General features: G+C 66.1%; 24 protein-coding genes. 19 read left to right on the forward strand and 5 right to left on the reverse strand.

The features are described 5' to 3' along the window. The first annotated feature begins 67 nt into the window (after positions 1 to 67). Positions 68 to 1,291: a GNAT family N-acetyltransferase gene (locus EV191_RS17385; protein WP_165912989.1), complete on the forward strand. Its 1,224-nt coding sequence runs from the start codon at positions 68 to 70 to the stop codon at positions 1,289 to 1,291. A gap of 8 nt (positions 1,292 to 1,299) precedes the next feature. Here EV191_RS17385 and EV191_RS17390 read toward each other — a convergent pair whose 3' ends face one another. Further along, entirely contained in the window at positions 1,300 to 2,175 is an 876-nt protein-coding gene (locus EV191_RS17390) for a metallophosphoesterase family protein (RefSeq protein ID WP_132878140.1), read from the reverse strand. Between the two features lie 66 nt (positions 2,176 to 2,241). On the opposite strand from EV191_RS17390, the gene EV191_RS17395 reads away from it, so the two are divergent. From EV191_RS17395 to EV191_RS17420, 6 genes are all read left to right on the forward strand, one after another. Continuing rightward, a complete protein-coding gene (locus EV191_RS17395; protein ID WP_132878141.1) occupies positions 2,242 to 3,201 on the forward strand; it encodes an MBL fold metallo-hydrolase in 960 nt (319 codons plus the stop codon). Between the two features lie 10 nt (positions 3,202 to 3,211). Next, positions 3,212 to 3,964 carry an aminoglycoside phosphotransferase family protein gene (locus EV191_RS17400; protein WP_132878142.1) on the forward strand — a complete coding sequence of 251 codons (753 nt, stop codon included), beginning with the start codon at positions 3,212 to 3,214 and terminating at the stop codon, positions 3,962 to 3,964. A 104-nt stretch (positions 3,965 to 4,068) separates the two neighbouring features. After that, on the forward strand, positions 4,069 to 4,881 hold the full coding sequence (locus EV191_RS17405) for a DUF3097 domain-containing protein (RefSeq protein WP_132878143.1): 813 nt from the start codon (positions 4,069 to 4,071) through the stop codon (positions 4,879 to 4,881). Between the two features lie 79 nt (positions 4,882 to 4,960). Further along, positions 4,961 to 5,389 carry an NfeD family protein gene (locus tag EV191_RS17410; protein WP_132878144.1) on the forward strand — a complete coding sequence of 143 codons (429 nt, stop codon included), beginning with the start codon at positions 4,961 to 4,963 and terminating at the stop codon, positions 5,387 to 5,389. Beyond that, entirely contained in the window at positions 5,390 to 5,914 is a 525-nt protein-coding gene (locus EV191_RS17415) for an SPFH domain-containing protein (protein WP_132878145.1), read from the forward strand. A gap of 12 nt (positions 5,915 to 5,926) precedes the next feature. Continuing rightward, complete coding sequence (locus tag EV191_RS17420; protein ID WP_132878146.1) at positions 5,927 to 7,123, forward strand: SPFH domain-containing protein; 1,197 nt, start codon at positions 5,927 to 5,929, stop codon at positions 7,121 to 7,123. A 97-nt stretch (positions 7,124 to 7,220) separates the two neighbouring features. Here EV191_RS17420 and EV191_RS17425 read toward each other — a convergent pair whose 3' ends face one another. After that, positions 7,221 to 7,730 (reverse strand): CGNR zinc finger domain-containing protein, encoded by a 510-nt coding sequence (locus EV191_RS17425; RefSeq protein ID WP_132878147.1) that lies wholly within the window; start codon positions 7,728 to 7,730, stop codon positions 7,221 to 7,223. A gap of 25 nt (positions 7,731 to 7,755) precedes the next feature. Here EV191_RS17425 and EV191_RS17430 point away from each other — a divergent pair, with 25 nt between their 5' ends. From EV191_RS17430 to EV191_RS17445, 4 genes are all read left to right on the forward strand, one after another. Next, the gene (locus tag EV191_RS17430) at positions 7,756 to 7,941 is read left to right on the forward strand and encodes a hypothetical protein (protein ID WP_132878148.1); all 186 of its coding nucleotides are present in this window, start codon (positions 7,756 to 7,758) and stop codon (positions 7,939 to 7,941) included. An 89-nt stretch (positions 7,942 to 8,030) separates the two neighbouring features. Next, a complete protein-coding gene (locus EV191_RS17435) occupies positions 8,031 to 8,915 on the forward strand; it encodes a helix-turn-helix domain-containing protein (protein ID WP_132878149.1) in 885 nt (294 codons plus the stop codon). Then, positions 8,912 to 9,343 carry a VOC family protein gene (locus tag EV191_RS17440; protein ID WP_132878150.1) on the forward strand — a complete coding sequence of 144 codons (432 nt, stop codon included), beginning with the start codon at positions 8,912 to 8,914 and terminating at the stop codon, positions 9,341 to 9,343. Before EV191_RS17435 ends, EV191_RS17440 begins: the two co-directional genes overlap by 4 nt. A 123-nt stretch (positions 9,344 to 9,466) precedes the next feature. Then, on the forward strand, positions 9,467 to 10,072 hold the full coding sequence (locus EV191_RS17445; RefSeq protein WP_132878151.1) for a dihydrofolate reductase family protein: 606 nt from the start codon (positions 9,467 to 9,469) through the stop codon (positions 10,070 to 10,072). Positions 10,073 to 10,210: 138 nt separating this feature from the next. Here the strand turns inward: EV191_RS17445 and EV191_RS17450 are convergent, their stop codons facing one another. After that, positions 10,211 to 11,383, reverse strand: a complete 1,173-nt coding sequence (locus tag EV191_RS17450) for a coiled-coil domain-containing protein (RefSeq protein ID WP_132878152.1) — start codon at positions 11,381 to 11,383, stop codon at positions 10,211 to 10,213. A gap of 167 nt (positions 11,384 to 11,550) precedes the next feature. On the opposite strand from EV191_RS17450, the gene EV191_RS17455 reads away from it, so the two are divergent. Beyond that, positions 11,551 to 11,997: a hypothetical protein gene (locus EV191_RS17455; RefSeq protein WP_132878153.1), complete on the forward strand. Its 447-nt coding sequence runs from the start codon at positions 11,551 to 11,553 to the stop codon at positions 11,995 to 11,997. Positions 11,998 to 12,035: 38 nt separating this feature from the next. On the opposite strand, the gene EV191_RS17460 is transcribed toward EV191_RS17455, so the two are convergent. Next, the gene (locus EV191_RS17460; protein WP_132878154.1) at positions 12,036 to 12,617 is read right to left on the reverse strand and encodes a dihydrofolate reductase family protein; all 582 of its coding nucleotides are present in this window, start codon (positions 12,615 to 12,617) and stop codon (positions 12,036 to 12,038) included. 64 nt (positions 12,618 to 12,681) lie between these two features. Next, positions 12,682 to 13,500, reverse strand: a complete 819-nt coding sequence (locus EV191_RS17465; protein ID WP_132878224.1) for an AraC family transcriptional regulator — start codon at positions 13,498 to 13,500, stop codon at positions 12,682 to 12,684. 120 nt (positions 13,501 to 13,620) lie between these two features. On the opposite strand from EV191_RS17465, the gene EV191_RS30830 reads away from it, so the two are divergent. The 7 genes from EV191_RS30830 to EV191_RS17500 all read left to right on the forward strand — a co-directional run bounded on the left by EV191_RS30830 (position 13,621) and on the right by EV191_RS17500 (position 19,785). Next, complete coding sequence (locus tag EV191_RS30830) at positions 13,621 to 13,917, forward strand: NAD(P)-binding domain-containing protein (protein ID WP_132878155.1); 297 nt, start codon at positions 13,621 to 13,623, stop codon at positions 13,915 to 13,917. Beyond that, positions 13,914 to 15,161: an NAD(P)-binding domain-containing protein gene (locus EV191_RS17475; RefSeq protein WP_132878156.1), complete on the forward strand. Its 1,248-nt coding sequence runs from the start codon at positions 13,914 to 13,916 to the stop codon at positions 15,159 to 15,161. Before EV191_RS30830 ends, EV191_RS17475 begins: the two co-directional genes overlap by 4 nt. 1 nt (position 15,162) lies before the next feature. After that, positions 15,163 to 16,539 (forward strand): tryptophanase, encoded by a 1,377-nt coding sequence (locus EV191_RS17480; RefSeq protein WP_132878157.1) that lies wholly within the window; start codon positions 15,163 to 15,165, stop codon positions 16,537 to 16,539. A 59-nt stretch (positions 16,540 to 16,598) separates the two neighbouring features. Beyond that, positions 16,599 to 17,138 (forward strand): DinB family protein, encoded by a 540-nt coding sequence (locus tag EV191_RS17485; RefSeq protein WP_132878158.1) that lies wholly within the window; start codon positions 16,599 to 16,601, stop codon positions 17,136 to 17,138. 8 nt (positions 17,139 to 17,146) lie between these two features. Continuing rightward, complete coding sequence (locus tag EV191_RS17490) at positions 17,147 to 18,184, forward strand: site-specific integrase (RefSeq protein ID WP_243659021.1); 1,038 nt, start codon at positions 17,147 to 17,149, stop codon at positions 18,182 to 18,184. 87 nt (positions 18,185 to 18,271) lie between these two features. Further along, a complete protein-coding gene (locus tag EV191_RS17495; RefSeq protein ID WP_132878159.1) occupies positions 18,272 to 18,886 on the forward strand; it encodes a TetR/AcrR family transcriptional regulator in 615 nt (204 codons plus the stop codon). Next, positions 18,883 to 19,785 (forward strand): SDR family oxidoreductase, encoded by a 903-nt coding sequence (locus EV191_RS17500; protein WP_132878160.1) that lies wholly within the window; start codon positions 18,883 to 18,885, stop codon positions 19,783 to 19,785. The genes EV191_RS17495 and EV191_RS17500 overlap by 4 nt, the downstream gene beginning before the upstream one ends. The last annotated feature ends 13 nt before the right edge of the window (positions 19,786 to 19,798 follow it).

Genomic DNA, 19,798 nt, shown 5'->3' on the forward strand with positions numbered 1-19,798 from the left:
GCAGGCGTCGGCAGCGACGGCGGAAACTCGGTGGCGCGATACGGGCGAGGCCGATAAAGATCGGTGCGTGACTGATATCCATGTACGCGTCTTGCGTGCCGACGAACACCGGCAGGCTCTCGACCTTGTCTATCGCGCGCTGCACCACAGCCGCAGTACGGACGAGGAGTGGACTCTTCGCGCGAAAGGCCACCAAGAAGGACGGATACTCGGCGCCTTTCTCGCGGATGAGTTGATCGGAACCGCGGCCGCGCTCACCTCCGATACGACCGTTCCCGGTGGTGCCCGCCTACCGACGGCGGCGGTAACGGGTGTCGGGGTTCGGGCGGACCGGCGTCGACGCGGCGCGTTGCGCGCGCTGATGCACGACCAGCTTCGCGACGCCGCCCAACGCGGTGAGGCAATGGCGGCGCTGCACGCGAGCGAAACCTCGATCTACGGGCGCTTCGGCTACGGCATCGGTACGCACGCCCGTGGCGTGCGTGTGCACGCGCGACACGCCGCGGTCCGCCCGGACATCCCGAGCAGCGGCGAGATCCGGCAACTCGGCGGCGTTACCGAAGTTCTCGCCACGATGCCCGAGGTCTACCGGCGAATCGGCCGGCCCCGCGTGGGCATGATGGAACGTCCCGAAGGCTGGTGGGCGATCAAGTACGGCCGCTGGTTCGGCGCCGGGGACAGCCACGAAGTTGCCGTGCACGAAGGCACCGATGGCGCCAGCGGCTTTGTCTGCTACCGAACCCAGGAGATCTCGGACTACGCGGGACCGAACTTCGCGGCCCACCTCGAAGTGGTGGACCTGCACGCGAATTCGCTCAGCGCGCTGGCCGACCTGTGGCGGCACCTCCTCGCCGTTGATCTCGTCGCGACGATCGAGACGCATCCGCGCCCGCTCGACGAACCGTATCCGCTGCTGTTCACCGATCCACGGGTGTGCACCGCCGTGCCGGAGTCGGACGACGAGATCTGGTATCGCCTGCTCGACGTGCCCCGGGCGCTGGCGAGCAGGTCATACCAGGACGCCGAGCCCGTGGTTATCGAGGTACGTGACGAGCTGTTCCCGGACAACGCCGGCCGCTACCGACTCAGCGCGGCGGGAGCCGACCGGACCGACGCGGCCGCGGATCTGCACTGCGACGTGCAGACGCTCGCGATGCTGTATTTCGGCAGCTACCGCGCGAGCGACCTCGCCGAACTCGGTCGGATCACCATCGCCGAGCAGGGCGCGGCGGTGCGCGCGGACCAGCTACTGCGCACCGAGCAGGCGAGTTGGTGCGGTACGGGTTACTAACGCGGTCGTCAACCGCGAGCCGCGCTGGCCTCCTCGTTCCAGATCCGGCGGGTCTCATCCACCGGCAGAATCCGGCGAACCGGTTCCGGCTGGTCGGTGCGATGGCGCCATTCCCGTGGGTATCCGAGCGAGACCTCGTCGAAGCGCACCCCGTCATAGCGCAGGGTCACCGGGATATGTAGATGCCCGTACACCACGGCGGCCGCCGCGAACCGGGTGTGCCAATCCGCGGTCCGCTCGGTGCCACACCACATGGCGAGGTGTTTGTGTCGCATCATCCTCGGTGGCCCCGGATGCAGCGGCCAATGCGAGACGAGCACCGTGCGCCGGCCAGCGCGTTCGGCGGTGAGCCGGCGCTCGGTCTCCGCGACCCGGGCCCAACACCACTGCTGCCGGGATTCGTACGGGTCGGGATGCAACAAGTACTCGTCACTGAACACCAGGCCCACTTCGTGCGCGTAGTCCAGCGCGGTGTCCAGACTGGTGCCGGGGTCGCGGAAGCTGTAGTCGTAGAGCTGGAAGATCGGCGCGATGAGGAATTCCTCGGTGTCGGTGCGCCAGATCGGGTACGGGTCTTCCGGGGTCAGCACATCGATCGACCGGCAGCGCTGCACCAGGTGCTCGTACCTGGCCACGCCCCGCAGCCCGGTCGATTCACCCGGTGTGGTCCATAGTTCGTGGTTGCCTGGCACCCAGATGACCTGGTCGAACCGCGAGCGCAGCTCGGCGAGCGTGTCGTAGATCAGGTCCTCGCGTTCGGCGACATCACCGGCGACGATCAACCAGTCGCCGGGCGCGCGCGGGCGGATGCGATCGACGATCTCCCGGTTGCCCTGATGTGAGACGTGTAGGTCGCTGGTGGCGAGGAGGGATGGCGAAACCACCCCGACAGGTTAACGGTGTGTCTTGCCGGGCCCGTCGTGCACGCCGAGGTGGTGTGGAAACCTGGCATGCTGGAGTTCATGATCGCCACCTTGCTGCGTAAGCCCAGCACTCCGCGGTCGTATCGGGATCGCCTGACCGCTCCGCTGCCTGGACCGCGCGATCTCTACCGGATACTGCGTGAGGGTGGGTTTCGCGGAGCGGCCGAGGACGCGGACCGGATCCCGGTGCTGCGTCGTGGGCTGCCCGAGCTCGCGCCGGGCGCCACGAGTTGGACCTGGATCGGGCACGCCACCTATCTGGTTCGCATCGGCGGCCGCGCCGTGCTGATCGATCCGGTTTGGTCGCGCAAGTTGCCCGGCGTGCCAGCCAGGGTGACTCCACCGGGGCTCGCCTGGTCCGAACTGCCGCCCATCGACGCCGTGCTGATCAGTCACAACCATTACGACCACCTGGACGCGCCGACCATCAACCGGTTGCCGAAACAGGTGCCGATGCTGGTGCCGGCCGGGCTCGGTCGTTGGTTTCGCCGCCGCCAGTTCACCCAGGTGACCGAACTCGACTGGTGGCAGTCGGTCGAGATCTCCGGCGTGCGGGTCGACTTCGTGCCGGCGCATCACTGGAGCCGTAGAGGACCGTTCGACGCCTGCCGGAGCCTGTGGGGCGGCTGGGTGCTGACGGCGCCGGACGGCACCCGCACCTATCACGCGGGGGACACCGGATACGGCCACTGGTTCACCGAGATCGGTCAGCGCTACCCCGGGATCGATGTCGCGATGCTGCCCATCGGTGCCTACGCGCCGCGCTGGTTCATGCGGCCGGTCCACATGGACCCGGACGAAGCCGTGTCCGCGCTGAGCGACCTTGGCGCTCGGCGGTTGGCCGCGATGCACTGGGGCACGTTCGTGCTCACCCAGGAACCCGTGCTCGAACCGTACGAGCGCATCCAGCGCGCGTGGTCGGCGCAGGGGAGGGACGCAGGTGACCTGTGGGCGTTGGCGGTAGGGGAGAGCCGGATCCTGCCGTGACGATTCCCCGTTGTCGACGGCGATCCGCGACCGGCTGCGCGATCGGTTCGGCCCTGCCGTGGATGACTGGTGCGCCAGCCTGCCGACCCGAGTAGCGCGGCTCGCCCGTCGCTGGCGGCTTGCCTGCGATGATGTGCTCGCCGGCGGCACGAGTTGTGTTTACCGTTGCGTGAGTCCCGCTGGCCCGGCGATCCTGAAGATCAGCCCAGACCACGCCATCGCTCGTGCCAAAGCCATCGCGCTGACGGCATGGCGGGACCAGCGGCGCGTCGTCCGGTTACTGGACGCCGATCTGGACAGCGCGGCACTGTTACTCGAGCGACTGGTGCCCGGTCAATCGGTCGCCGAACGCGGCCTGGCCGAACCACCCATCGACGAGGTCACCGAGGTGTTGTCGGCACTGCATGGCGTGCCCGTGCCCGACGGACTGCCACGGCTCGCGGACGGGTTGGCCCGATCGTGGCCGGACCGATTCGAACGGCGCCGGGCAGCCTCGGGGATCGGTACGGTCATCACCGCCCCGCTACTCACCGAAGCCATTACACGTGCGGTGGCGCTCGCCGAGCAGGAAGTGCAGCGGCGATGCCACCTTCGATGCCGTGGACTGGGCCCTCCACGGCATCACGAGCCACGCAGGACTGCGGCGACGAATCGAGGCGCTGGCGCGCGGCGCGACACACCTGCGCCTCGAACGGTTGCTGAGCTGGTGTCGCGCGGTGGCACCCATGGTCGCGATCGCCAAGCACCGTGCCGGCCGTGCTGATCCGGCACGGATCCGGTTCCTCGCCGAACTCGCGGAAACCGGCTGACCATGCCCGGCGTGGCGGTCGAGTGTGCCGCGACGCTAGCCGGCTAGCGTAAAACGCCGTGCGTGCCCACTCTTACGGAAACGATGTGCTCTCCACACCACGGCGTCGCCGTGTCCGGGAGATCCCCGCCGAACCCGATCTCGTCGTGGAGGACGCGAGCAGCGGCTTCTGCGGCGCGGTAGTCCGGATGGCCGAAGGTGGCGTGGTGCTCGCGGACCGGCATGGCGCCGAGCGGGTGTTCCCACTGAGCCCGGCCGGTTTCCTGATCGACGGTAAACCGGTGACACTGACCCGTCCGGCGACCGCTACGGCTACTTCCTCGACCCGTTCCGCATCCGGTTCGGTGCAGGTCAAGGGCCTTCGCGCACGTACCGCGCGAAACAGTCGGATCTGGGTGGAGGGCAAACACGACGCCGAGTTGGTCGAACGGATCTGGGGACATGATCTTCGGGTCGAAGGTGTGGTGGTGGAACCCCTCGATGGCATCGACCACCTGGACGCGCATATCGACGAGTTCGGTACCGGGCCCGGCCGTCGACTCGGTGTTCTAGTCGACCATCTGGTCACGGGGAGCAAGGAGAGCCGGCTGGTCGCAGCCATCGACGACGAGAACGTGCTGGTTACCGGCCATCCCTACGTGGACATCTGGCAGGCCGTCAAGCCCGGAGTGCTTGGCATCGCACGGTGGCCGGAGGTGCCGAAACACGTCCCGTGGAAGGACGGCATATGCGCCGCACTGGGTTGGGGCGAGCCATATGAGGGCTGGCAACGGGTGCTTGGTGCCGTGCGGGATTTCCGCGACGTGGAAACACCGCTGATTGGCGCCGTGGAACGATTGATCGATTTTGTGACCGACACGGGTGACGGCTAGGTAGCGAACAAAGGTCACGCCTAGATCACGGCGTACGACTACACCCACGCGCTGCGTGACGATCTGAGATCATTACGCAATGGTCGCCTTAATCTGGCTCATCGGAGGAGTCGTCCTGATCGCGACCGAAGTGCTCTCCGGAGACTTCGTGTTGCTGATGCTGGGGCTCGGCGCGCTAGGCGCGGCTGGCGCGGGCGCGATCGGTGCCAACTTGGTTGTGACGCTGGTCGTCTTCGCGGCTGTATCGATTGGGCTAATCACGGTGGCCAGACCGGCGTTGAAGCGGCGAATGCATGCCGGTGATGAGGTAAAAACCAATGTGCAGGCATTGGTAGGCAGCAAGGCAGTGGTGGTCGCTCAAGTGGATGCGGTGCGCGGTCAGGTCAAGATCGGCGGTGACACGTGGTCGGCGCGGGCCTATGACGACACGCAGGTCATCGAGCCAGGGCAAATGGTGACCGTCATGGACATCTCCGGTGCTACCGCGGTTGTGTGGTCGGAGTCCTAAGTGACAGCTGGGCCAACAGCCATCATTCTGATCGCGGTCGTCGTGGTCGTTCTGCTGCTTATCCGACTGGCGATCGTCATTGTTCGACCAAACAGCAACGCGGTCGTTGAACGGGTCGGACGTTTTCGCGGGGTACTCGAACCAGGTACGCATCTGATCCTTCCGGTAGTGGATCGGGTGCGGGCACGGGTGGACCGCAGGGAACAGGTAGCCCAACTGTCCGAACTGCATGTCACCACATCGGACAACAAAAACGCGGCGGTATCGATGGCGATCTACTTCGCTGTCAGCGACCCGCGCCTAGCGGTATACGAGAGTTCCAACTATGCGGCCGCGGTAGCGGAACTCGCGAACACCACGATTCGCAATCTGTTGGGCGGCATGACGATGACGCAGGCCCGCGAGTCATATCACCCAATCCGTGGCCAACTGGAATCGCTCCTGCGTGCGGAGGTTTCGCGGTGGGGCGTTATGGTCAGCCGCATTGAGCTGGTCTCGATTGATCAAGCGGTATCTAATGCATGAGTGGAGGCTCCGTTGACCACCACGGTTATCGTTGTCATAGTCATTGCACTGCTGATCATCACGGTCGTAGTCAAATCGGTCCTGGTGGTCCCGCAAGCACAGTCAGCCGTCATCGAACGGCTAGGTCGATTCCGAAAGGTCGGCCAACCAGGTTTGAACTTCCTGGTCCCATTCTTCGATCGGGTACGCGCCCGAATCGATCTGCGGGAACAGGTCGTCTCCTTCCCCCCGCAGCCCGTGATCACGCAGGACAACCTGACCGTCTCGATTGACACGGTGGTCTACTTCCAGGTCACGGACTCGCGCTCCGCGGTGTACGAGATCTCCAACTACATCGCCGCGGTTGAGCAGCTGACCACCACGACACTGCGAAACGTGGTCGGTGGCATGAGTCTGGAGGAGACACTGACCTCCCGAGACTCGATCAACAGCCAACTGCGCGGCACGCTGGATGAGGAAACCGGACGCTGGGGTATCCGGGTGGCCCGCGTCGAGCTGAAGGCGATTGACCCGCCGCCGTCCATTCAGGACTCGATGGAGAAGCAGATGCGCGCCGACCGGGAGAAGCGCGCGATGATCCTGACCGCCGAAGGTGAGCGGGAATCGGCGATCAAAACCGCGGAAGGTCACAAGCAGAGCCAGATCCTGGCGGCCGAGGGTTCCAAGCAGGCCGCGATCCTGGCAGCCGAAGGTGAGCGGCAATCGCGGATTCTGACCTCGCAGGGTGAACGTGCCGCCCGCTACCTGCAAGCGCAGGGGCAGGCCAAGGCCATCGAGAAGGTGTTCGCCGCGATCAAGCAGGGGCGTCCGACGCCGGAGGTGCTCGCGTACCAGTACCTGCAGACGCTGCCACAGATGGCACAGGGCGATGCGAACAAGGTCTGGATGGTGCCAAGCGACTACGGCAAGGCGCTGGAAGGGTTCGCCAGGATGCTGGGCGCGCCCGGCGACGACGGCGTGTTCCGGTACGAGCCACCGGAGCCGGAGGAAGACTTCAAGCGGCCGGAGGACTCCGACGAGGGCATCGACGAATGGTTCGATATGCGGACCGACCCGAAGGTCGAGGAGGCCGTGCGGGAGGCGGAAAAGGTGGCACGCCAGGAGGTTCCTGGACCGCTGAACACACCACGTGCCGCGCCGACGGCACCGGCGGTACCGCCGATCGGTGGCCCCGCGGCGCCGCCAGCTGAGCCAGGCGGCGGTCAATAGTAGCCGTCTGCTGACCTGATTGTGGGGCGTGTCCGTTCGCGGGCACGCCCCACGAGTGTTTCTGGGGTCGGTTTCTCAGGTTCGCCACGTCCGCTCGCTACGGCGAGAGGCGTTGCCGGTGGCGGTGTTCGGCGACCCGGGTCTGATTAGCGCAGCGTGTCGAGCAGTACCGGCGCCGACCGTTTCGCGACGTGTCCACATAGACCACGTCACAACCATCCCGTCCACAGTGGCCAAATCGGTCCGGAGCCTCACACATCAGGTGGGCCAATCCGGAAGCGGTAAACGCGCATGCCCGCGTGAGCACGTCATCACGCTCGCTGGCGTAGTGCAGATGCGGCGGTTTGCCTTCGTGTCGCGAGATATACGGCTTGCTGGCCGTCTCGGCCAGTAGTTCATTGATGAGGTCGACCCTGGTGTCCGTATCGGTGGCCGCGAAAACCGCCCGCAGCCGTACGGTCCAGGCCGCGAGCAGGTCTTGGTCCTTGCGGCTGAGACGTTCCGCGCCAAGGTAGCGTCGCCGCACCAGCTCATCGGCGTCCTCGACCCCGTTGACCAGCCATACGGCGAGCTCGGCTCCGGAGCCGCCGTAATGGTTGAAATGCATAAAGCCATTACAGCACGATGGTCGGGTGAACGAAAGCGAGTCAGTCGCGGGCGGTAGCTGCCCGAGATGTGGGTGGCCAGTCGCGGAGCAGCAGATCGTCTCCAGCCACGCTTCCTCATTGGGGCAACTGCGGTATCAGACCTGTGTCTGCGGGATCACGCTGGTGGTCCTCGCCGGCGATGTGGTCGCCGCGGTGTCCGCCACCGCTTAACCGAGCCATATCGTTGGGACGCGATTGGACAGACAGATGGCCTTCGGTCGAGCTCGCTCCACTGTGGCGTCCGTCCTTATAGTGGGGTCATGGACGGGCCGGACCAGGGCGATGGGTGGGAGTTCGCACATGCCAAAGCCCTGGTGCCGGACGCGGTGGTGTCCGCTGTCGGATACCGCTCCGACTTGCCAGCGCCGGCGGTGCACCTTGGCGCGCCGTCGCCAGCCGTGACGCTGGTGCTCACGCTGGATGAGCCGATCGCGGCTGGTTCTGCTCCGGAGGATGCGTTCGGGCCAGCGGCGCAGTCAACCCACGTGGCGCTCGGGGGATTGCATACTCAGCCGGTTTATCTGGCACAACCGCGGGTGCAAACCGGCGTACAACTGGCCGTCCGGCCGCTGGCCGTGCGGGCGTTGTTCGGTATCAGTACCGCGGAGCTACGACAGCGGCAAGTGGACGGTCGCGACGTACTCGGTATCGGCGCCGAGCTGGTGCGAGAACGGATGAGCGAGGCAGGCAGCTGGTCGGAACGATTCGCGGTACTCGACGGCTATCTGCGTGGGCTACTGGACCGGGCGTCGACGCGGTGCTGGCCGCGTCCTGAGGTGGCCGAGGCTTGGCAATGGATCGCCCACCATCGCGGCACCGGGTCGATTGGCGGCCTCGCCCGGCACGTGCGGTTAAGCGAGCGGCAGCTCTCCGCCGTGTTCACCGCCGAGTTCGGCTTGTCACCGAAGGCGGTATCCCGGCTCATGCGATTCGAGCATGCCCGTCAACGCGTCGCCGGCGCGGTGCGAGCTGGTGGCCCGTTGAATATCGCGGACACCGCCTACGCCTGCGGCTATGCCGACCATTCCCATCTGGTGCGCGACTTTCACCAGTACCTGGGAATCGCACCGAGCGAGTGGGTGGCGCATGAGCGCCGAAATATCCAAGCGGGAGCTGCCCAGCCGGCGCAAGAATTCTGGTCATGAACACAACAAACGAATCCGCGACAGCGGGTACCCGCCCTGCTCCTACCGTCTGGCCCACGTTGCAAGCCAGGGACGCGAACGCGCTGATCGACTTCCTCGTCGACACCGTTGGTTTCCTGCGGACTGCCGTCTATGCCGACGGGGATCAGGTCGCTCACGCCCAGCTTGATTGGCCCGAGGGTGGCGGGGTCATGCTCGGAACGCACCAGCCCGGCAGTGACTGGTCACGAGAACCCGGCACCGCCGGTATCTACGTCGTCACTGACGACCCGGACGGCTTGCACGCGCGACTGCGCGCGGCAGGGGTCGAGATGGTCCGCGACGTCGCGGACCAGGAATACGGCAACCGCGAACTGTCCATTCGCGATCCAGAAGGCAACCTCTGGTCGTTTGGCTACTACCGGGGTGAGCCCCGGCAGTGTGCCTAGTAGTTCCGGTTTAGGCGGTGGCGGCGTGCGGCAGCGCCTCCTTCCGGTTGTGAGTAAGCGCGGCCGATGAGTTCGTGACTCCCGGCGCGTCTCCATTCATGACTCCCAGGAAAGGACACCGTCATGTCAGAGCTTCTCGTCGACTTCATCACTTCTCTCGACGGCTACGCATCGGGAGAGGGCTGGCCCGGCTTCTGGGGCCTCGAGGGCCCGGAGTACCTCGCGTGGCTTGGCGAGCAACCCGAGGTCACCCATCTCATGGGCGCGAACACCTACCGACAGATGTCCGGCTTCGCGGCCGGCCAGGTCCCGAACGGTCAGGATGAGTTCCGGGCCGAAGAGGAAGCGTCCATCGATGAGCTGACGCAAGCTTCGAAGGTCGTGTTCTCCGCATCTCTCGAGGATCCGCTGACATGGGCGAATTCCACACTCGTCCGCGACGACGCCGTCGAGGCGGTCCGCGCCATGAAGAAGAACGGCACGGGGATCCTCAGCACAATCGGTAGCCTCAGCCTGAGCCGATCCCTGCTCAACGCTGGACTCGTCGACCGCTTCCGAGTCGTGATGTTCCCGGTGATCACCGGGGCCACGGGCGCAGAACGCATCTACGACGGCTACCCGGACGTCGCCCTCGAGATGCTTGAACACCGCACCTTCGACGGCCGCATCCAGCTGGTCGAGTACAAGCCACGGGTGCTCGAGCATCCGCCGCTCGGCGCCCCCGCGTGACGGCCGTGGCCAAGGCACCGGGCCACGGTCTACCGCACGCTGCAACGGGACCAGAGGTCAGCCAAAATCAGAATCTGATGTCCAACGCCCCGACTACTTCGTTCAGCTTCAGGAGTCCAGGGCCTACGACGTGGCACATCAGGTGTCCTGGTCAGCTCGGCCTGCCGCAAGTTCAGCCAGTCGCTGCCGAAGGTCCGCCGTAGCGTCCACGTCCACGTTCGCTGCCTCGCCTGGTGTCAGCGCGAGTTCCTGCAGTTGGCTCCGTAGTGAGCCGAGTGCCTGCTCGCTGCATTCGTGTCGACTGCTGGTCTCGGTCAGCTGATGCTCCAGCCGGCCGATCCTGCGCTGCAGTTCACCAAGCTCCCTGGCATGCGCGGTTGTGGCCGTCTCGATTGCCTCGTCGTGTGCCGTTCGGGCGCGGGCCACGGCCTCGTTCAGCGCGTCCGCGGCTCGCGCGCGTTCCTCGGCCAGCTGGGTGTCGTAGCGGTTGCGGAGCGCGTCCAGCGCGTTCGCCTGCTCGGCGATCAACGCCTCGGACCGTTGCCGCTCCTGCTCGACCCTTGCCCGTTCGTGGTCGACCTGATCGCGCAGGGTAGTGAGGTCACTGTTGGCGACCGCGAGTCGTTCGGACAACGTGGTCAGCCGTTCCGCCGCTGATTTCGCTGTCTCCTCACTGCGCGCGGCGTCCGCTCGCGCGGTGTCGCGCTGGGTTTCCGCGCGAAGCTGGGCACGTTCGGCTGCATCCATGGCCTGTAGCGCTCGGTCGCGATCCTGCTCGGCCTGCCGCTTGACCTGCTCGGCCACGGTTTCTCGCTCGGTCGCTTCCGCCGCTGTCTGCCGCGCCTGGTCGGCTCGATCGTCTGCGGCCGCTCGCAGGCCTTGCTCGTCCGCCGCGGCACGAATGGCCGCGTCCTTGGCCCGTTGAGCCTCGACGACCTCATCCGCGAGTTGCCGTTCGAGTTGTTCGAGCAATCCGGCGAGTTGCCGCGTCGGTCCGAGGGCGCGGGACACCTGCTCGGACAGCTCCGTGACAGGCAGCGGAGGCGCGTCGGTATCGACACGGATAGAGCCAAGGATGTCCTCGGCATTGCCGGCCTGTTTACAACTGACGCCCTTACTTCCCCAGGTCTTGCCGTCCTGGCAGTAACGAGGGCGATTGCCGGGGCCGGAGTTCAGCGGCAGGGGAGCGCGGCAGCCCGAGAACGCGCATCGGCGGCGCTGTGCTCCGGCTGAATCTTCCGACGCCGGATCGGCATCGGAACCGGTCGTCTCCTCGGCCATCAGTTGCGAAAACCCCTGCTCAGCTCCCATCAGGCTATCCTATCAAACCAATTACGCAATCATAATCAGCAGTTATATTTGCGTAATTGGTTATAGAGATGCTCAGTCAACCTGCGATAAGGTCTCATATCGTGGGTCAGATTGGCGGATTGATCGAGCCGGCGGCTGGCTTGTGTCTGCCGACTACACTGCCGCGAATGAGCGCGGGCACGGACAACGATGATGCCCAGGCCCCATGGTCGGGAGGTGCGGCGATTGGCTCGGCCGGGTGGTCGGCGACGACACTCGGCTTCGGCGTCTTTACCCTGCTGACGGCGCTGATGGGCTGGGCCGCATGGCTACTGGTCGTCGCGCCGGTAACCCTGACCTCCGGAGGCGGCTGGTTCGCCTACGCCCCAGCTACCGTGGGCGACTCGGCGGTCCCTTACTCCTTTGGGGGTGCCGGCATACTGACGACTCTGGTCGGCGGGGTGTGGCTGGCGCTGGTGCCCGTGGCCGGGGTTGGCCTGGTGGTCGCCAGGCATGCGCGTGGCCGCGTGCCCGCCTTACGAGTGCGGGCAGGCACGATCACCTGTGTAGTGGGGTTGCTGCTGGCCGTGGCCGGGGCCTTCTGGTGGTTCATGGTCAGCACTGGCGCGCCCTGAGCCGCCGTGCGCACGCTGCCGGGATAATGCGAGGGCGCTCACCGACGCACCCGATAGCGCAGGTGCAGCACCCGCTCGCCCTGAATCACCACGTCCGGATCTTCCAGCAGGTGCTGCGCGTGGACCGATCCGAAGAACCGCTTGCCGGACCCGAACACGACCGGAACGACGTCCATCCGCACCTCGTCGACCAGGCCCGCGGCGAGTAGCTGGCCACCGACGTCGCCGGCGGCCACCTCGACCACGCGGTCACCCGCAAGCTTCTGTGCCCTGGCCATGGCTTCCTCGACGCCGCCGACGAAGTAATACGGCGCCTCGGGGTCCCAGCCCTGGGGCGCCGGCCGGTGCGTCACGACGACCACGTGGTCGACCCCGCCCGGCGGCTTCCCGCCCCAGCCGTCCGTCAGATCGAAGACGTGGCGGCCGACGATTGTCGCGCCGATCTGGTCCCAGTATGGCCGGGTGTAGTCGTAGGACGTCCGCGACACTGTCATCTCGCCGCTCTCGTCCAATGGGACGTCACCGTTGGTGTACCAGTCGAACAGCGGTCCGGGTTGGTCGTGCTCGTCCGCGACGAAACCGTCTACTGACACCACGTTGTACATGACTACCGTGCCCACGGGGCCCTCCTTTGCTTCGGGGTGCCCAAATTAGCGAGTCATGAGCCGCGGCTCTTGTAAGAAATCAATCGGCCGGCAGTGGCCAGCTGTCCAGCGTATGACCGGGGTGCTCACGCAGGAACCGCCGCCGGACCTCGATGTAGCGGGTCGGTGTGAGCCCGGTGAACGCGCGGAACTCGTGGCCAAAGTGGGCTTGGTCGAAATAGCCAGCGCCACCGGCGAGGTCGGCCCAGTCGATCGGTTCGGCGAAGTTGATCGAGAACACGGTGGCGGCGAAGCGGTGGGTGCGGGCCAGCCGCTTCGGCGTGACGCCGACGAGCTCCTTGAATCGCTGTGCCAGATGAGTGCTGCTGACGCCTGTTGCCGCGCCCAGCTCGCCGATCGCAACCGCCCCGCCGGTCGCGGCGATGAGGCTGCTCGTATGGCGGACCAGCCCCAGGCCCGAGGGCGCGCACAGCCGACGCATGAGCTCCGCTTCGAGCAGGGTCAGCATCTCGTGTGGTCCGTCCGCCGTGGTAAGCCGGTCGCGCAGCTCGGTAACGGCGGGACGGCCCCACACGTGCTCGACCGTCACCGGCCGGTCGCGCAGCTCGGCCGCAGGCATCGGCAGGAATGGTGCCAGCCCCCATGGCTTGAAGTGCACGCCGACGGACCGGGTCCAGGGCGGATAGCCGAACTCCCAAGCGCGGGTGGGCATGGTGACCACACAGCCATCGGCGTAGTCGGCCGCCTCGACATCGGCGCCGCCGCGGATGCGAAACGGCGCCCCGAGGTTGACGATCAGCAGCACCGCCGGCGGCGGCAGCGTCAGCCGGGCATACGGCGGTTCACCCGCCAGGTAGTACAGATCGTCGATCAACCCGTCCAGCGGTGGTCGTGGCACTCTGGACACGTACTCCACGCTCACAGCATCGCCTGCTTCCTGCCACGTGGTTGCGGCCGGGGGTTTTGCTTTGCCACATACGTCCCGATCACCGAACCGTGGCAAAGAGGGGTGGTCCAGATGACAGGTGAGGCCGTTACCGATGTACTCATCATTGGTGCAGGGCCCGGCGGACTGCAGCTCGCCCATGACCTACACCAGGCGGGCAGCGACTACCTGGTAGTCGACCGGGCAGACCACCCCGGCAGCTTCTTCAGCCACTATCCGCGGCACCGGCAGCTCATTTCGGTGAACAAGGTCGCTGTCGATGAGCGAGACAACCCGCTTCGCTTTGACTGGAACTCGCTGCTCAGCGCGGACGAAGCGATGCGGTTCGGTAAGTACACGGCGGAGTACTTCCGCCGGCCGCGGAGATGACCCGCTACCTCGCCGATTTCGTCGACCGGCATGAACTACGGGTCCGCTACCAGTCCAGAGCAACCGGTATCAGCGCAGATCCCATCGGGTATGCGGTGTCGTTTTCCGACGCGCCGCCGGTGCGGGCACGGCGGGTCGTGATCGCGACCGGCGTCGAACCGTATCGGCCTGACATTCCCGGAATTGACCTCGTCGAGCGCTACGCGGACCTCGCCACCGATCCAAGCGAGTTCCACGCCGCCCGCGTGTTGATCATCGGCAAAGGCAACTCGGCCTTCGAGACAGCCTCGGCGCTGATACCCGTGGCCGCGACGGTGCACCTGGCGAGCCCGAGCCCGGTACGGCTTGCCTGGAACACCCACTATGTCGGACACGTTCGCGCGGTCAACTGCAACGCCATCGACACCTACCAGCTCAAGATCGGCAACGCCCTGCTTGACGCCGAAGTGACCGGTATCCGCCGAGACGGAACCGGGTTCCACGTGGACCTCGCCTACACGCACGCCGGCGGGCAGCGGGTCACCTACCAATACGACCGGGTGATCGCGGCGACCGGTTTCCGGTTCGGGGCGCATGACCTGCTGACCGGGCTGGGCGGTCAGACCTGCCACGACGGCCGTTATCCAGCCATGACGCCCGACTACGAGTGTCCCGACCGGCCGGGGCTGTACTTCGCCGGAACGTTGACGCACGCCAGGGACTACCGCAAGGCGATGTCCGGGTTCATCCACGGCTTCCGGTACAACTCTCGATTTCTTGCTCGACTGTTGACGGCTGCCGGCGACCTCGCCCCGCAGTGCAGGATCGACGTCGACGCGGCGACGCTCGCGCAATGGGTACTTGATCGGCTCAACACCTCGGACGCGCTGTACCTGCAGCCCGGCTACTTCGCCGACGTGGCCGCGGCCACCGATCCCGACCAAACCGACCTCGGAGTGTACGAAGCGGTACCGCTGGACTGGGTGCGCGACGGCGGGTTGGGCAGTGGTTGGCAGCTCGCCGTCACACTCGCGTACGGCCCACCGGCGGCGGATCCACTGAATGTCGACCGGCGCGATGATCCGTCCTATGCGGACGTGACGCCATACCTGCACCCGGTGATCCGGCTCCGGCACGCTGGCGTGGATACCGCCGAGCTGCATCTTCTCGAGGAGCTGGAGAACCGGTATCGCCCCGAGGAACACCTACCTCGGTTGACGTCCTTCCTGCGGTCCGCCCTTCCTGTCGAGTCGGTGGTGAGCTGAGATGTCCAACTATCAGGCCGAGCCCTGGAAGATCAAGATGGTCGAGCCGATTCGCCAGCTGAGTCGACCTGAACGCGAAGCGGCCATCGTCCAAGCCGGATACAACACCTGCCTGCTCGATTCCCGAGACGTCTACATTGACCTGTTCAGCGACTCCGGCGTGAACGCGATGTCGGATCGGCAGTGGGCCGCAATGATGGTCGGCGACGAGGCTTATGCCGGCTCGGCAAGCTTTACCCGACTGGCCGACACCGTGCGCGCCTACTATGGCTATCCGGAAGTCATCCCCACCCATCAAGGCAGGGGAGCCGAGCACATCCTCAACCGGATGCTGGTCCGGCCCGGCCAGCACTGCCCGGGCAACATGTACTTCCCGTCCACCAGGGTCCACCAGGAACTCAACGGTGGCGCCTTTCACGACGTGATCATCGACGAAGCGCACGACCCGTCCACGGTCCTACCGTTCAAGGGCAATGTGGACTGCGACAAGCTGGAAAAACTCATCGCCGAGGTCGGCGCGAACAACATTCCGTACCTCGCGCTCGGTGCTCCCGTAAATATGGCTGGCGGACAACCCGTGTCGATGGCCAATATCGACGACCTACGGGCGTTGACGAGCGAACACGGTATTCCGTTGATCCTCGACGCCGCCCGTGCGGTGGAGAACGCCTGGTTCATCCAGCAACGCGAAGCGGGCTGGGCAAACGCCAGCATCGCGGAGATCCTGCGCGCGATGTGTGACCGCACCGACGGCGCCACGATGTCCGCGAAGAAGGACTCCTATGCCAACATCGGCGGCTGGCTGGGGCTACGCGATGCTGAGCTGGCAACGCAGGCGCGGGGACTGGTGGTGCTGTTCGAAGGCTTGCATACCTACGGCGGGATGGCCGGTCGGGATATGGAAGCCGTCGCGCAGGGCATCGAGGAATCCGTAGCCGAGGACAATATTCGCGCCAGGATCCAGCAGGTTGGTTACCTCGGCGACCGGCTGGCCGCCGCGGGTGTGCCGGTCATGCAACCCATCGGCGGCCACTGCGTATGCATTGACGCGGCGGCCTTCCTGCCGCATATTCCGCGCGAGCGGTTCCCCGCGCAGGCACTGGCTGCGGCGCTCTACGTCGAGGGCGGCGTCCGAGGCGTGGAACGGGGCATGATTTCCGCCGGTCGCGATCCGGACACGGGGGAGAACCGAACACCGAACCTGGAGCTTGTTCGGCTGGCGATCCCGCGCCGGGTCTACACCCAGGCACACCTCGATGTGGTCGCCGAAGCGGTCATCTCGCTGTGGCACAACCGGGACAGTGTGCGCGGTCTGCGGTTCGTGCACGAACCGCGATACCTCAGGTTCTTTCAAGCTCACTTCGCGCCGGTCGACTAGGCGCCCCCAGTGGAGCGAGGTTCAGCAATCGTCGGTGCGGGCTTCTAGACTGCGTGCTCATGACCCAGCTGGACGAACAGGGGCGACTCGAACCGCCCGTTGCGGGTGACGAACTGGACACCCTGATGGGGTTCCTGAACTTCCAACGGGAAACCTTCGCCTGGAAATGCCGCGGGCTGACCAGCGAGCAGCTGGCGACGACCGCGGCGTCCTCGACGATGACACTCGGTGGGATGCTGCGGCACCTCAGCTTCGTCGAGGACATCTGGTTCTCTTTCCGACTACACGCCAACCCACCGCAGGAGCCGTGGGACAGTGTCGATTGGACGGCCGATCCGGACTGGGACTGGCACAGCGCGGCTGCGCACACGCCGCAGGAACTGCTCGCCCAATGGGAACTGGCCTGCGCGCGCTCACGTGAGCTCACGGCGGACGCGGTCGCCGACGGCGGACTGGCACGGCTCGCGTATCGGCCATGGCCAGACGGCAGAACCCCGAACCTGCGGTGGATTCTCTGCCACATGATCGAGGAGTACGCTCGGCACAACGGCCACGCCGACCTGATCCGCGAGTCGTTGGACGGGGAGACGGGCGAGTAACCGAACCCGTGACAGCACAGCACGACAATTCACGTGAGCCAGCCGTTCCGGATGCCCCGACATCGATCGTCAACACGTCGGGCGAACGCCCGCTGTCCCCACACGACCGGCTGGCCGCGCTCGACAGCGTTGCGGCCGCGTACGTCGCGGAACAACGACCGGCGAATACCCGCAAGGCATATGCCGACGCGTGGCGAATCTGGCAGGACTACACCCGCGACGCCGGAATCCCCGTGCTCTCCAGCACCGTCGGCGCACTTGTCGGCTTTGTGCGCTGGCTGGAGACGACCAAGGCGGCCTCGGTAGCCACCATCGACGCGCGATTGACCGGCGCCGTGGTCGGCCTGCGCGGTTACGGCATCCCGGTCGATCAGGAGGCGAGCCGGGCCGCCTGGAACGCCTTGAAAGGCTACGAGCGACGGCTGGCCGAAGCCGGCATTGTGCGGGGGAGAGGTAAGGCGCAACCGGTGACGCTCGCGCACCTGCGGGCGATGTCGCGGGCGTGTCCGTCCAGCGTGGCCGGCCTACGGGATCGGGCGGTGTTGCTACTCGGCTTTACGATCGCCGCACGCCGCAGCGAACTCGCCGGGCTGCGCGTCACTGACCTTGTCTCAGCAGGTAGTGACGGACTGCTCGCACGGCTTGGCTACACGAAAACCGGGCCGGACGAGCGCGCCGTGCCCTACGGCGTGCACAGGGACACCTGCCCGGTCAGTGCCTGGCACGCGTGGCGGCAGGCGGCGGGGATGACCGAGGGCCCCGCATTTCGCCGCGTCGACCGCCACGATCACGTGTTCGCCGCTGGCCTGTCCGCGCAGGCGATCGGCGAGGTCATTGCCCGTTGCGGGAAACGGGCCGAACTGCCCTTTCGGATAACCGGGCACTCCTTGCGTGCCGGATTGGCCACCGAGGCGCGTCGTAACGGTGCTGACCACAAGGCCGTATGTGACCAGGGTGGTTGGTCGTACGGGTCGAAGGCGGTCCATGGCTACTTCCACACCGTCGACCGATGGTCGGACAACGCCGTGCGGGATATCGGACTGTAGCAACGCGCACACCAGGTGAGCCGCACCGCCACCAGGCCGTCGTGTACATTAATAAATGAACAGACATTTAATAATAAAAGGAGCAGCATGGCAGGACGTCCGCGGGAGGTGACCGACGCCGCGATCTTGCGGGCAGCGGCGGAGGTGATCGGACGGCTCGGACCAGCGGGGCTGACCTTGGCCGCGGTGGCCAAGGACGTGGGTGTGGTCCCCGGCACGCTGGTCCAACGGTTCGGCTCCAAACACGGTCTGCTGGTGGCCCTCGCCAAGCAGGCGGCCAATGATGCCCAGGCGCCACCAGAGCGGGCCGGGCACGTCAACGGCAGCCCGATCGACACGTTGTACTCGCTGGTTATCGAGTCGATGGCGACCATGGCCACGCCCGAACGCTTCGCGAATCATCTGGCATTCCTCTGCCTCGACCTGACCGACCCGGAGCTGTATGCCCCGGCACATGCGATGCATACAGCGCAGCGAGCCGTGATCGAAGGCTTGCTTGTCGAGGCCGTCGAGTCAGCCGAGCTCGCCACCGGGACCGATACGACCGCCCTTGCCGGCTCGGTGCAGGCGATCACTACCGGCGCGGGCCTTTCCTGGGCACTCGATCGCCACGGCACGCTCGCTGAGCGGCTTCGGCAGGAGCTGGACACGCTGCTGCGTCCGTACCGCACCACGCATGGTGCCGAACTGGAGGAAACATGACGAAAGAGCTCGCCGGATCAGTCGCGCTGGTCGCCGGCGGCACCAGGGGCGGCGGGCGGGGTATCGCCGTCGAACTCGGAGCCAGCGGTGCCACCGTATACGTCACGGGGCGCAGCAGCGCTTCGGGCGAGTCCGGGATGGACCGGCCAGAAACGATCGAAGAGACCGCTGAGCAGGTGACGGCCGCGGGAGGGCACGGCATCCCGGTCCGCGTTGACCACAGTGACGCCGAGGAGGTGCGCGAGCTGGTTGCCAGGATCAGCCGCGAGCAGCATGGCCAGCTGGACATCCTGGTCAACTCCGTATGGGGCGGCGATCCGCTGACCGACTGGGCACACCCGCTATGGGAGCAGGATCTCGACGTCGGACTTCGGCTGCTGCGACAAGCCGTGGAAACCCATGTGATCACCAGCAGGTTCGCCCTGCCACTGCTGGTCGCCCGCAAGAGCGGACTCGTCGTGGAAGTCACTGACGGCAACACCGCCCGCTATCGCGAATCGTTCTTCTACGACCTGGCGAAATCAACGGTCATCCGGCTGGCCGTCGCGCAAGCCGCGGAGCTGAAACCGCATGGCGTCACGGCGGTAGCGATCACGCCAGGGTTCCTCCGCTCGGAAGCCATGCTGGACCACTTTGGCGTCACCGAGAAGAACTGGCGCGATGGGGTGGCCACCGATCCGCATTTCGCCGAATCGGAAACGCCCGCGTATCTCGGACGAGCGGTCGCCGCGCTCGCGGCTGACCCGCACAAGATGCGCAAAACCGGGCGAGCGTTGGCTACCTGGAGCCTGTACCAGGAGTACGGATTCACCGATGTCGACGGAACCCAGCCGGATTTTGCCGCGTACTGGGCGAAGAGCCTCGAGGAGCAGTTCGGCCCGCTCGGCGAACCGCTGTGACCATGCGTTTGTC

The sequence above is a fragment of the Tamaricihabitans halophyticus genome, assembly GCF_004340875.1.
GTDB lineage: Bacteria > Actinomycetota > Actinomycetes > Mycobacteriales > Pseudonocardiaceae > Tamaricihabitans > Tamaricihabitans halophyticus.

Bases quoted from the DNA above. Each gene is read 5' to 3' on its own strand.
- EV191_RS17395 (WP_132878141.1), top strand. From the start codon at position 2,242: ATGCTGGAGTTCATGATCGCCACCTTGCTGCGTAAGCCCAGCACTCCG.
- EV191_RS17410 (WP_132878144.1), top strand. From the start codon at position 4,961: ATGGTCGCCTTAATCTGGCTCATCGGAGGAGTCGTCCTGATCGCGACC.
- EV191_RS17425 (WP_132878147.1), bottom strand. From the start codon at position 7,730: ATGCATTTCAACCATTACGGCGGCTCCGGAGCCGAGCTCGCCGTATGG.
- EV191_RS17435 (WP_132878149.1), top strand. From the start codon at position 8,031: ATGGACGGGCCGGACCAGGGCGATGGGTGGGAGTTCGCACATGCCAAA.
- EV191_RS17440 (WP_132878150.1), top strand. From the start codon at position 8,912: ATGAACACAACAAACGAATCCGCGACAGCGGGTACCCGCCCTGCTCCT.
- EV191_RS17445 (WP_132878151.1), top strand. From the start codon at position 9,467: ATGTCAGAGCTTCTCGTCGACTTCATCACTTCTCTCGACGGCTACGCA.
- EV191_RS17450 (WP_132878152.1), bottom strand. From the start codon at position 11,383: ATGGGAGCTGAGCAGGGGTTTTCGCAACTGATGGCCGAGGAGACGACC.
- EV191_RS17455 (WP_132878153.1), top strand. From the start codon at position 11,551: ATGAGCGCGGGCACGGACAACGATGATGCCCAGGCCCCATGGTCGGGA.
- EV191_RS30830 (WP_132878155.1), top strand. From the start codon at position 13,621: ATGACAGGTGAGGCCGTTACCGATGTACTCATCATTGGTGCAGGGCCC.
- EV191_RS17475 (WP_132878156.1), top strand. From the start codon at position 13,914: ATGACCCGCTACCTCGCCGATTTCGTCGACCGGCATGAACTACGGGTC.
- EV191_RS17480 (WP_132878157.1), top strand. From the start codon at position 15,163: ATGTCCAACTATCAGGCCGAGCCCTGGAAGATCAAGATGGTCGAGCCG.
- EV191_RS17485 (WP_132878158.1), top strand. From the start codon at position 16,599: ATGACCCAGCTGGACGAACAGGGGCGACTCGAACCGCCCGTTGCGGGT.
- EV191_RS17495 (WP_132878159.1), top strand. From the start codon at position 18,272: ATGGCAGGACGTCCGCGGGAGGTGACCGACGCCGCGATCTTGCGGGCA.
- EV191_RS17500 (WP_132878160.1), top strand. From the start codon at position 18,883: ATGACGAAAGAGCTCGCCGGATCAGTCGCGCTGGTCGCCGGCGGCACC.